Origin of the sequence: Sphingopyxis sp. JAI108, from assembly GCF_013410105.1 — a bacterium.
In the GTDB taxonomy this organism is placed as follows: Bacteria; Pseudomonadota; Alphaproteobacteria; order Sphingomonadales; family Sphingomonadaceae; genus Sphingopyxis; species Sphingopyxis chilensis.
On sequence record NZ_JACCCJ010000001.1, the window covers coordinates 1,597,578 to 1,609,670 of the forward strand.

Below are 12,093 nucleotides of genomic sequence, written 5' to 3' on the forward strand. Positions count from 1 at the left end.
GTTGCGAACGGGCCGGACATAGCAGGAACGATAGTGGAACAAACCGGAACTTGTCAAGCGATGACGATATAGTCCGCCATCGCCCCGGCATCGCGGGCGGGCGCGCCGATGTCGCGGATCAGCAGCGCATTGGCCGAGGCGAGGGGGAGGGTGCGACCGCTTTCCTGGCCGATCATGGGTATGAGCCGGCCGTTTTCGAGGCGCGCGCGCAGATAATCGCGGCGCGTGCCGCCTTCGCCGAGCGGCGCGGCGAGGGGCGCCTGATGCGCGGGCGGCAAGGGATCGCTTGCCCCGGAAAGATGGCGGACGAGCGGCAGCAGGAACAGCGTCGCCGTGACGAACGCCGACGAGGGATTGCCGGGAAGGCCGAGCAGCACCGCCTCGCCCAGCGTTCCGGCGATCAGCGGCTTGCCGGGCTTCATCGCGATCTTCCAGAAAGCGAGCCGCCCGCCAGCCTCGTCCAGCGCGCCGCGGACATGATCGTGATCGCCGACCGACGCGCCGCCGACGGTCACGATGACGTCGTGACGGCGCGCCAACTCCTTGAGAATTCGGGCAAGGGTCGCGCGATCGTCGGGGACATGGTGCGCGAGGACGGCGCCTTCGGCGTCGCCCGCGAGCATCGCGGCCAGCATGGCGCCGTTGCTGTCGGGGATCTGACCGGGCGCGAGCGGGTGTCCGGGCCGGACAAGTTCGTCGCCGGTCGTCACGATCGCGACGCGCGGGCGGCGGCCGACGCCGAGCGCGCCCGCGCCGCTCATCGCCGCGGCGGCGATCGCGCCGGGCGTCAGACGCGTGCCCGCGGCAAGCAGGCGATCGCCCGCGGCGAAATCGGCCGCACGCGAGCGGACATGGCGCCCGCGCGCGCCGGGGCCGTCGCGCGCCAGCGTCAGCGCGCCGCCATCGCGCACGACATCCTCCTGCACGATGACGGTGTCGGCGCCGGGGGGAAGCATCGCGCCGGTGAAGATGCGCATCGCCTCACCGGGAGCCACGCTGCGGTCGGGCGCGCCGCCTGCGGCGCTTTCGCCGACAATGATCCAGGGCCCCGGCATGTCGCCGAAGCGGATCGCATAGCCGTCCATCGCGGAGAGCGGCGCGGCGGGCTGGTCGCGCAAAGCGACAACGTCGTCCGAAAGGTGGCGGCCAAGCGCTTCGGAAAAATCGATATTTTGATTTCCGAGCGGTTCGCGAAGCGCGAAGAGCCGCGCCTGCGCCTCCTCGACGGCGAGCAGCCCGCTCATCCGGCGCGCCAGTCGCCCGAGCGACCGCCGCTCTTTTCGAGGAGGCGGATGTCGCCGAGGATCATCGCGCGGTCGAGCGCCTTCGCCATGTCGTACAGGGTGAGGAGTGCGACCGAGGCGGCGGTGAGCGCCTCCATCTCGACGCCGGTCTGGCCCGCCGTTTGGACGACAGCTGTGACGGCGATACCATTGTCTTCCCACGCGAAATCGACGCCGACCTTGGTCAGCGCGAGCGGGTGGCAGAGCGGTATAAGGTCGGCGGTGCGCTTTGCGGCCATGATGCCGGCGATGCGCGCGGTCGAAAGGACGTCGCCCTTGGGGGCATTGCCGCTGCGGATCGCTTCGAGCGCCTCCTGAGACATGGTGATGCGCCCGCCGGCGACGGCGCGGCGCTGCGTCGCGGGCTTGGCGCCGACATCGACCATCGACGCTGCCCCGCTTTCGTCGAGGTGCGTCGGTCGCGTCATGCCGCGGCGCCCTCCAGCAGCGCCCTCGTTGCCGCCGTGACGTCATCCTGGCGCATCAGGCTTTCGCCGACGAGGAAGGCTTTTACGCCGCTTTTGGCGAGCCTTTCGCAATCGGCGTGGCTCGCGATGCCGCTTTCGCCGACGAGCAGGGTGCCCGGCGGGACGCGCGTGGCGAGGCGTTCGGTGACCGCGAGATCGGTTTCGAAGGTCCGCAGGTCGCGGTTGTTGACGCCGATCAGGCGCGATTCGAGCTGGCTCAGCGCGCGGTCGAGTTCGGCTTCGTCATGCACCTCGACGAGCACGTCCATGCCGCGTTCGATCGCTGCCGCCTCGATCTCCTGCATCATGCCGTCGTCGAGCGCGGCGACGATGATCAGAATTGCGTCGGCGCCGATCGCGCGCGCCTCGGCGACCTGCCAGGGGTCGACCATGAAATCCTTGCGGAGCACCGGAAGCGCGCAGGCGGCGCGCGCGGCGATGAGGTAATCCTCATGCCCCTGAAACCAGGGCGCGTCGGTCAGGACCGACAGGCAGGCGGCGCCGCCTGCCGCGTAGGCGCGGGCGTGGTCGGCGGGATCGAAATCCTGCCTGATCAATCCTTTGGAGGGCGAAGCTTTCTTGATTTCGGCAATCAGGCCGAAGCCGCCGGCGTCGATCCTGGCGTGCAGTGCTTTCGCGAAGCCGCGCACGGGGCCGGCGTCGATCGCGTCGAGGTCGGAGAAGGAGCGCAGAGCGCGGCGCTCGGCGACTTCTGCGGCTTTGGCAGCAAGTATCTGGGTAAGCTTGTTCATTTATAGGCGATCCAGCAATTGAGCAGCGCATTGGCGAGACCCTTGTCGATCGCCTCGGCGGCTTCCTCGACGCCCTCGAGCAAAGTGTCGGCGGCGCCGGCGACGACGAGCGCCTCGGCGGCGTTATAGAGCACCGCGTCGCGATAGGCGCCGGGTTCGCCCTCGAGCAGGCGGCGAAGCGCCCTGGCATTATATTCGGCGTCGCCGCCGCGGATTTCATCGAGCGAGCGCGTGGTCAGGCCCGCATCGGCGGCGGTGCTGCGCTGCATCCGCACGCCTTCGGGCGTCACGACCGCGACCTCGTTGCCGCCCGCGAGCGAGAGTTCGTCGAGGCCCTCGTCGCCCGAGATCACGCGCGAATGATCGGTGCCGAGCCGGTGGAGCGCCTCGGCATAGACGGGAACATAGGCGGGGCGCGCGATGCCCACGAGCTGCCGCGTGACGCGCGCGGGATTGGCGAGCGGGCCCATCAGGTTGAAAATCGTCCGCCGCCCGATGGCCCTGCGGATCGGCATGATGCGCTTCATCGCCGGGTGGCGGGTGCCGGCGAACAGGAAGCAGATGCCGAGGTCGGCGAGCTGTTCCTCCGCCATGCGGTCGGCGCGCTCCATGTCGAGGCCCAGTGCCTCGAGTGTGTCGGCCGCTCCTGATTTCGAAGAAGCCGCGCGATTTCCATGCTTTGCGACCGGAACCTCGCACGCCGCGACGACGATCGATACCGCGGTCGAAACGTTGAGCGTATGGTGGCCGTCGCCGCCGGTGCCGCAGACGTCGATCGCGCCCGTCGGGGCGTCGATGGGAATCAGCCGGTCGCGCATCGCCTGCGCCGCGGCGGCGATTTCGACCATCGTTTCGCCGCGGTCGGACAGCGCGATCAGGAATTCGGTGACCTGTTCGTCGCTCGCGCCGCCGTCGAGCATCGTCGCGAAGGCGTCGGCCGCCTCGTCATGATCGAGCAGCACCGAGGGGTCGGGGAAGGGGCCGAAGCGGCTCATGCCGCCTTGCGCTCGCCGACCGGCAGCCCCGCGATCTTCAGAAAATTGGCGAGCATCGCGTGGCCATGCTCGGTCGCGATGCTTTCGGGGTGGAACTGGACGCCGTGGATCGGCAGTTCGGCGTGGCGGAAGCCCATCACCGCGCCGTCGTCGCTCGTCGCGTTGATCAACAGGCGCTCGGGAATGTCGACGACCTCGAGGCTGTGGTAGCGCGTCGCCTGAAAGGGCGAGGGCAGGCCCGCGTAGAGCCCGCTGCCGTCGTGGCAGACGGGCGAGGTCTTGCCGTGCATCAAATGGCCGCGCTGGACGGTGCCGCCGAAATGCTGGCCGATCGCCTGGTGGCCGAGGCAGACGCCGAGCAACGGACGCCGGGTTTCGGCGCAGGCGGCGACGAGGTCGAGGCTGATCCCGGCTTCGTTCGGGGTGCAGGGGCCGGGCGAAATCAGGATCGCGTCGGCGCCGGTGGCAAGAGCCTGGGCGGCCGTGAGCGCGTCGTTGCGCTCGACGCGCACCTCGACCCCGAGCTCGATCAGATAATGAACGAGGTTGAAGGTGAAGCTGTCATAATTGTCGACGACGAGGATCATGGAGGGCGCACTAACGCTTTTGCAGGGGTTGGGGAAGGGATAGAAGCTTGTGCGGGCGCAAACCCAACTTCGTCATCCGGACGTTGGCATAGCGGGCCTACTCCGCCATCAGCCGTGCGACATCGTCCTTCCAGAACTTCGCCCATGTGTGGGTGCTGTGTCCCTTGGTTTCGGGGCTCGCGGGGATCAGGATGAAGCGCGCCCTGTTCATGCGCGCCGCCGCCTTTTCGGTGATGCCATAGGCGGGCGGGTTGATGAAATCGTCGGCCGAATTGATCCACAGGACGGGCACCTCGATCTTTTCGAGGTCGGGCCAGGGATTGTAGGTCCGCGAGCTGTCGAGCTGATAGATCATGTCATTGGCGTCGCCGCGGCCATAGGCGCGCGCGAAGGCCTCGTCCTTGTATTTTTCGGCGGCTTCGCGCGTCGGATATTGCGCCTGCAACGCATAGGGGTTGGCGCCCGCGATCAGGAGGAGCGAGGCAGCGGTGCGCAGGCCCGCGACGGGCGGGGCGGTATAATCGCCGCCGTTCCACTGCGGGTCGGCCTTGATCGCGTCGATCGCGAGCGCGCGCCACATGCGGTTCTGACCCGCGATCTCGACGGGCAGGCAGGCGAAGGGCGCGAGTTTTTCGGCGAAACCGGGGCGCGTCTCGCCCCAGACGAAGGCGTGCATGCAGCCCATCGACGTCCCGAGAATGAGCTTGAGCTTCTTCACGCCGAGCTTTTCGGTCAGCATCCGGTGCTGCGCGCCGACCATGTCGTTATAATCGTAACGCGGGAATTTCATCCGCAGGCCGTCGCTCGGCTTCGACGAGCCGCCATGGCCGATATTGTCGGGCAGGATGATGTAATATTTGCCCGTATCGAGCGGCTGGCCGGGACCGAAGAGTTCGTCGGCGAACTGCGGCTGGAAGAATTGCTTTCCGGTCCCGCCGGTCCCGTGGAGGATCATCACCGCGTTGGTCACATCGCCCGCGGCGTCGCGCCGCGGCGTGCCGAGCGTGGTGTAATGGATCTTGAGCTCGGGCAGCTTTTCGCCGGTCGCGAAGGCGAAATCCTTGAGGATCGCGTCACCCTCGACCGCGTCGTCGATCGTCTGTGCGTGCGCGGCGGCGGCGCTGGTCAGGAGAAGGGCGAGCGAGGCGAGAATCTTGCGCATGAAAGCGACGCTAGCCGGTTTGCCCGGCCGTGATAAGCCTCCCGCATCGCGCCGCGAAAACGGCCGCGAACCGCTTTTGCCTCTTCGCTAGCGCCCGATCTGCGCCGCCTTGTCGCGAAGGTCCGCCGCCGCCTGCGCTTTCCCGCGCTTTTCCAGCAACCCCGCGTAAAATTCCATGATCCCGGCGTTGAGCGGCTGTAACCGATAGGCACGGTCGATCAGCAGCAACGCGCGCGCATCGTCGCCCTTCGCCGCCCAGGCGCGCGCCAGTTCGCGCAGGATCACCGCGTCGCGGTCGCCGATCCGCCGGCGCACGCGGTCGAAATGACCGATCGCCCGGTCCCAATGCCGAAGGTCCATCGCGAGGTGCCCCGCCAACCGGTCGGCGGCGATGCTCGACGGCTGCCCGTCGCGCAGCGCCAGGATCGCGGCGCCCGATCCCGCGACATCGCCCGCGCGATACAGCGCGTTGGCGAGGCGTAGCGTGGTGCGCTCGCCGGCATCGATGGCGCGCGCGGCGCGATAGGCCTCGACCGCCAGGTCGAACCGCCCGCCCGCCAGCGCCGCGTCGCCGAGCAGGATATGCGCGTCGGCGACGCCGCGGTTCGCGGCGCGCAGCTGCATCGCGCGCCCGATCGCCCGCGCGCTATTACCGCTCGCCAGGTCGACCGCGATCGCCGGGATCGCCTTGGCCGGGTCGAGCGGGGCGGCATCGGCCGCCATCGCGACCAGCCCGTAATCATCGTCGATAGCGAAGGGAATGGCTTCGCCGGGACTGAGCGCCGCGGCGCGCCCCAGATAATCCGCCGATTCCATATCGCGCCCCAGCTCCGCCGCCGCGCGCGATGCCAGGATCAGCGACCAGCTGTCGGCGTCGGGACGGCGGGTGAGCGGCAGCAGCGCCTCGCGCGCGGCCTCGGCATCGCCATCGGCCCATTCGGCGGCGGCAAGGATGCGCCGCGCGGTGAAATTATGCGGCTGCTCGGCGAGCAAGCGGTCCGCCCAGGTTGCCGCGACCGCCTCGCCGCCCAGTTCGAGCTCGACGATAGCGCTCAGCAGCATGAAGGACGGCTGTTCGTCGAGTTCGCCGCGCGTGCGCTGGAGCAGGCTGCGGGCCAGCGCATATTTGCCCGCGCGCGCCGCGAGCACCGCCTGCAGATAATAGAGGCGCGGATCGCGCGGCAGGATCGCTGCCGCATGACGCAGCGCCGCCAGCATGTCGCGATACCGGCCGAGGTCGCCGAGCGTCGCGGCCTGGTCGATGAGCGCGTCCGCATTGTCGGGGTTGGCGACGAGCGCTTCCGCATACCAGCCAAGCGACGCTTCGAGTCCCTCTTCGCCGCGCACGAGATTCGCCTTGAACGCCAGCGCCGCGCTGTTCGCCTTGTCGAGTTCGATCGCATAATCGACCGCGTCGCGGGCGCCGAGCGTGTCGGCGTTGGCCTCGCGAAAGCGCGCGACATCGACCCACAAGGCCGAGCTGCGCGGCAATTCGTGCACGGCCCGGTCATAGGCCTCGCGCGCTGCAGCGAGGTCGCCGTTCGCAAGATGGACATCGCCCGCGACCCACGCCGCCTCGCCCATCATCTCGGGAATGACCGGCCCGCCTTCCAGCGTATCGAGCGCGCGTGCGCCTTCGCCCTGCATCGCGTAGGCGCGGGCGAGCAGGGGCCGCAGCGCCGCATCGTTGGCGCCGGCACCGAGCGCGCCCTTGACCGCCGCTTCGGCTCCGACCCCGTCGCCGAGCCGGATCGCCACCCGCGCCAGCGCGACGCGCCGCGCTATGTCGTCCGGATCGTCGGCAATCGCCGCCTGCAGTGCCGCGCGGTGCTGTTCATCGGCCTGGCGCGGCGTGGCCGGTCCGCCATCGCCGCACCCCGCGAGCAGCAGCGCCGCCACGAACGGCGCACCGGTCCAGACGCGGCGAAAATCCATTCAGCCCTGCATCCGATATTGTTTGAGCAGGTCGTAGAGCGTCGGCCGGCTGATCCCGAGCAACTTCGCCGCGAGCGAGATATTGCCCTCGCTTTGCGTCATAGCGCGGCGGATCGCGACGCGGTCGGCGGCCTCGCGCGCGCTGCGCAGGTTGAGCCACGCCTCTTCACCGTCGCGATCGTCGCCCCCCGCCATATCGAGATCCTCGCGCATCACCAGCTTGCCGTCGGCCATGATCACGGCGCGCTTGATGCGGTTTTCAAGCTCGCGGACATTGCCGGGCCAGTGTCCCTCGTCGATCGCCTGCAGCGCGTCGGGGGCGAAGCCCCGCACGCCGGGGTTCATCTCGGGCGCATATTGGTGGAGGAAATGCCGCGCGAGCAGAACCGCGTCGCCGGGCCGCTCGGCGAGCGGCGGGATCTTCACCACCATTTCGGCGAGCCGGTAATAAAGATCGTCGCGAAAGCTCTGCTGCGCGATCATCGCGTCGAGGTCGCGGTGCGTCGCGCAGACGATTCGCGTATCGACGGGAATCGCCTTGCGTCCGCCGATGCGCTCGATCGTCCGCTCCTGCAGGAATCGCAACAGCTTGACCTGCAGCGGAAGCGGAATGTCGCCGACTTCGTCGAGGAACAACGTGCCGCCATGCGCGAGCTCGATCTTGCCCTCGGTCGTCTTGACCGCGCCGGTGAACGCGCCCTTTTCGTGCCCGAACAATTCGCTTTCGAGCAGATTTTCGGGGATCGCGGCGCAGTTGATCGCGACGAACGCGCCGTCACGCCGCGCGCTGGCCTCGTGCAATCCGCGCGCGAGCAATTCCTTGCCGGTGCCGCTCGCGCCGAGCAGCATGACCGACACGTCGAGGTTCGCGACGCGCTCGATCGTGCGCGCGACCTTCAGCATCTCGGGCGCGCCGGTGATCATCCCGCCGAGCACATGATTGTCGCCCGCGCCGCGTTCGGCGAGCCGCGCATTCTCGACCTCCAGCTCGCGCACATGGAAGGCGCGCGCGACGATCAGTCCCAGCTCGTCGATGTCGATCGGCTTCTGATAGAAATCCCACGCGCCGTTCGCGATCGCGCTCAGCGCGCTCGCCCGCTCGCCATGCCCCGATACGACGATCACCTTGGTGTCGGGCTTGACCTCGAGGATCGTTTTCAGCGTCCGGAATCCCTCGCGCGTGCCGTCGGGATCGGGCGGCAGGCCAAGGTCGAGCGTCACCACATCGGGCTCGTCGGCGCGCAGCATCTCGATCGCGGCGTCGTGATCGCCCGCGACCAGCACCCGATAATCCTCATAGGCCCATTTGAGCTGCGCCTGCAGCCCGGCGTCATCCTCGACCACCAGCAATGTGCGCAAACCGGTCCCGCCCTCGTTCATTTCATTCCCGCTTTCATGATCCGTGCATTGTCCGCGGCCTCGCCGTGCGCATCGGCGAGCGGCAGCCACAGCGTGAAATTGCTGCCCTTGCCCGGTTCGCTCGCCACTTCGATCGCGCCGCCCATCGCCTGCGCGATCTGCAGCGCCTCGAACGCGCCGAGCCCGAAACCCGAATCCTTCGTCGACACGAACGGCTTGAACAGCTCGTCGCGGATGAACGCGTGCGTCATGCCGCAGCCCTGGTCGATCACGTCGATGCGAACACGCCCCTGTTCAGCGACCGCAACGACCTGAACCGGCGTCTCGGGCGCCGACGCGTCGATCGCGTTGGACACCAGATGCTGGACGATCTGGCGGATTGCGCCTGCCTCCGCCCACGCCGACAATCCGGCCTGGCAGCCGACGAACAGCGCGCGGCGCGGGCGCATTTCGGCCGCGACCTCGTTCAGTACCGGCTCGACCAGCGTGCGGCCGGGCTCGGCCGCGGGCCCGCGTTCGCGCGGCGACAGGCGAACGAGCAGGTCGCTGAGCCGCCCGGCCGAAATCTTCAGCGTCTGCGTCATGTCGGCGCGGAATTCGGGCTTGTCGGCATGGCGCTCGGCATTGCGCGCGAGCAGCGACAGCTGGCTCGCCAGATTCTTGATGTCGTGCATGATGAAGGCAAAGCGGCGGTTGAATTCATCGAACCGCCGCGCCTCGGACAGCGCGCGCTGGCTCTGCGATTCGGCCAGATAGCTCGCCGCCTGCTGTCCCGCGATGCGCAGCACGTCGAGATCCTCCCAGTCGAGCGCCCGCGACGCCGGCGGACGGTGCAGGACGGCGATCGCGATCATGCGCTGGAAATGGAGGACCGGCACCACGACCCAGGCGCGCGTGTCGGCGATCAGCCACTCGGGGATCGCGAGATCCTCGCCCTCCGCCTTGTCGCCCGGCGCGCCCCGGCGCTCGGCGTCGAGGTCGACGATATGCTGCGTTTCCTGAAGCATGAAGGCCGAGCGCAGCGACAGGCTGGCGTCTTCGCTCACGCCGCCGGGCCAATGCCATTGCTCGGCGACGCGGAAACCGCCCGAGGCGGCGGGCAGCATCAGCAAGGCGCCCGGGCTGCCCGTCAATTGCGCAAGCGCCTTCGCGACGCGCCGGTATAGGTTGCGATCATCGTCGCCGTCCCCTTGCGCCAGCGTCGCGGTGAACCGCATCCATTCGGCGCGATAGTCGTAGCGATGCTCGAAGAAATGCTTGGAGATCATCACCGACAGCCATGCCCGTGCGCGCGAAGAGGCGAGCATGAGCCCGCCGGCGCCGAGTGCGACGACGAGTGAAATTGCCTGCGCCAGCTCGGCATAATCGCTGCCGACCGCGCGCGCGATCGCGCCGGTCAGCGCGATCAGGATGAGATAGGTGGCAGCGCCCAGCAGGATCAGCGACCGCGTCGCCGCCGTGCGCGACAGCCGCATCCGCTCGCGGCCGATGTCCATCGCGGCGACGACGTGGATCGGCACGGTCAGCAGGGCGACCGCAGGCAACAGCGCGATCAGCGTCGAGGCTTTCTCTCCGGTCAGGGCGCCGATCAGCTGGACGTTGAGTTCATAGGCCCAGAGCATGGCGAAACCGCCCGCGACCGCCATCACCGGCATCCGCAGCCCGCCGCTCGCGCGGCGGACGCCGCCGTCGAGGATCAGGAGTCCGCCGATCGCCACGATCATCGCGGTGAAGGTCAGCGTCGGTTTCATCCACGGTGCGGCGGCGGTTCCTGCGCGCAGGTGCGCCGCCGCGCCGAGCAGGAAGGCGAGCAGGCAAATCGTCGCGAGCATACGCAGGATCAGGCGGAGCGGGCGCGGCATCGGCGCGCGCGATGACCAGAATGTCGCCGCAAGCCAGCCCAGCATCGCGCCGTCGCGGATCATCTGGACGGCCAGCGCCTCCGACGATCCGGGCGAAAAGATCGCCAGCGCCGCGCACCACAGCGCGGTCGCCGCTGCCGCCAGCACCTGCCAGCGGGGTGCGGGCATCAGCGCCGCCATGCGCGCGCGCGGCCGCATCAGCAGCCACAGCGTGACGCCCGAAAAGCCCGCCAGTGCCGCGCCGGACAGGATCTGCGACAGGGCCGCGAGCGCGTTCACGCTAGCGCGCTCCCTCCGGCCACAGCACGACGCGCACGGTCTGGAGCAGGATCAGAAGATCGAGGAAGGGCGAATAATTCTTGGCGTAATAAAGGTCATATTCGAGCTTCACGCGCGCATCCTCGACCGACGCGCCATAGGGATAGTTGATCTGTGCCCAGCCGGTCAGGCCGGGTTTCACCATGTGCCGTTCGGCATAATAGGGCAGCTTCTTTTCGAGCTCCTCGACGAAGCTCGGCCGTTCGGGGCGCGGCCCGACGAAGCTCATCTCGCCTTTCAATACGCACCAGATCTGGGGCAATTCGTCGATACGCAGCTTGCGGATCACCCGTCCGACGCGCGTGATCCGCGGATCATTCTCGCTCGCCCACACCGCCTTGCCGGCGGCTTCGGCGTCGGTGCGCATCGAGCGGATCTTGAAGATGTCATAGGGTTCGCCGAACAGGCCGACGCGCGGCTGGCGGTAAAAGACCGGCCCGCGGCTATCGAGCACCACCGCAATTCCCGCGACGATGATCAGCGGCAGCCCCACGATCAGCACGATCAGGCTGGCAAGGATATCGAACAGGCGCTTGCCGACTTTCGAAATCCGCTGCCCCGCCGAAAAGCCGTCGGAAAAGATGAGGCCGCTCGGGTTCGTGGTCGCGAGGTCGACGCGCCCGGTCTCGCGCTCGATAAAGCTCGCGATATCGTTGACATGAACCCCCGTCGTCTTGACCCGCAAAAGGTCATTCAGCGGCAGCGCGTTGCGGCGCTCCTCGAGCGCGAGCACGACTTCGCCGGCGCGCAGCATCACGACATGGTCCGACAGATTGGCGATCGCATCGCGCGGGATCGCGCCGGCGACCGTCTTTTCATTGGCGCTCATTGCGATGAAGCCGACCATTTCGAGCCCGCTGCCCGGCGCGTCGGCGAGCGCCGCCAGCCGCGCGGCGCGGGGCCCGGCGCCGAGCACCAGGATGCGGCGGCGAAAGGCCTCGGTGCCTGCCGACTGGGTCAGCGCCAGCCGAATGACGAACAGCACCGCGATCGCGAAGATCATCGCATAGAGGCTGTTCGCGCGCCACAGCGTCGCGGTCGGCAACAGGAAGCCGAGCACCGAGAGAAAGATCACGCCGAGCGAGATGGCGGCCAGCAGGCGCGCGGTCGCGAAGCGCATCGAACGCAGCCCCTCGTTCCCGTACATTCCGGTCGCCATCATCGCGAGCGAATTGGACACGCCGAAGGTCAAGAGCGGCAGCCAGCGGCTTGCCAGCGGCCCGGCGTCGAACCCCGCCTGATGCGCATAAAGATGCCACGCCCCCTCGGCCGACCCGAGCAGCGCGAAAAATTCGATCAGCGCCAGCCAGACGACGGCGTGCGGGACATAATGTTTGAACAGCCGGAACATGGTCGCGAAATCCTACAGCCGA

The 12,093-nt window shown here is 68.3% G+C and carries 10 protein-coding genes; all 10 read right to left on the minus strand.

What is annotated here, in order from left to right:
- Positions 1–53 precede the first annotated feature (53 nt).
- Positions 54–1,244 carry a molybdopterin molybdotransferase MoeA gene (locus tag HDC29_RS07670; protein ID WP_179495912.1) on the minus strand — a complete coding sequence of 397 codons (1,191 nt, stop codon included), beginning with the start codon at positions 1,242–1,244 and terminating at the stop codon, positions 54–56.
- Positions 1,241–1,711 (minus strand): cyclic pyranopterin monophosphate synthase MoaC, encoded by a 471-nt coding sequence (gene moaC / locus HDC29_RS07675; protein WP_179495914.1) that lies wholly within the window; start codon positions 1,709–1,711, stop codon positions 1,241–1,243. Before moaC ends, HDC29_RS07670 begins: the two co-directional genes overlap by 4 nt.
- The gene (gene trpC / locus HDC29_RS07680; protein WP_179495916.1) at positions 1,708–2,502 is read right to left on the minus strand and encodes an indole-3-glycerol phosphate synthase TrpC; all 795 of its coding nucleotides are present in this window, start codon (positions 2,500–2,502) and stop codon (positions 1,708–1,710) included. The genes moaC and trpC overlap by 4 nt, the downstream gene beginning before the upstream one ends.
- A complete protein-coding gene (gene trpD, locus HDC29_RS07685; RefSeq protein WP_179495918.1) occupies positions 2,499–3,497 on the minus strand; it encodes an anthranilate phosphoribosyltransferase in 999 nt (332 codons plus the stop codon). Before trpD ends, trpC begins: the two co-directional genes overlap by 4 nt.
- Positions 3,494–4,084 (minus strand): aminodeoxychorismate/anthranilate synthase component II, encoded by a 591-nt coding sequence (locus HDC29_RS07690; protein WP_179495920.1) that lies wholly within the window; start codon positions 4,082–4,084, stop codon positions 3,494–3,496. Before HDC29_RS07690 ends, trpD begins: the two co-directional genes overlap by 4 nt.
- 97 nt (positions 4,085–4,181) lie before the next feature.
- Complete coding sequence (locus HDC29_RS07695; RefSeq protein WP_179495922.1) at positions 4,182–5,246, minus strand: alpha/beta fold hydrolase; 1,065 nt, start codon at positions 5,244–5,246, stop codon at positions 4,182–4,184.
- A gap of 87 nt (positions 5,247–5,333) precedes the next feature.
- Positions 5,334–7,181, minus strand: a complete 1,848-nt coding sequence (locus HDC29_RS07700) for a tetratricopeptide repeat protein (protein ID WP_179495924.1) — start codon at positions 7,179–7,181, stop codon at positions 5,334–5,336.
- Positions 7,182–8,561, minus strand: a complete 1,380-nt coding sequence (gene prsR / locus HDC29_RS07705; RefSeq protein ID WP_179495926.1) for a PEP-CTERM-box response regulator transcription factor — start codon at positions 8,559–8,561, stop codon at positions 7,182–7,184.
- Positions 8,558–10,681, minus strand: coding sequence for an XrtA/PEP-CTERM system histidine kinase PrsK (gene prsK, locus HDC29_RS07710; RefSeq protein ID WP_179495928.1), 2,124 nt, complete (start codon positions 10,679–10,681; stop codon positions 8,558–8,560). Before prsK ends, prsR begins: the two co-directional genes overlap by 4 nt.
- 1 nt (position 10,682) lies before the next feature.
- Complete coding sequence (locus HDC29_RS07715) at positions 10,683–12,071, minus strand: TIGR03013 family XrtA/PEP-CTERM system glycosyltransferase (protein ID WP_179495930.1); 1,389 nt, start codon at positions 12,069–12,071, stop codon at positions 10,683–10,685.
- Between the last annotated feature and the right edge of the window lie 22 nt (positions 12,072–12,093).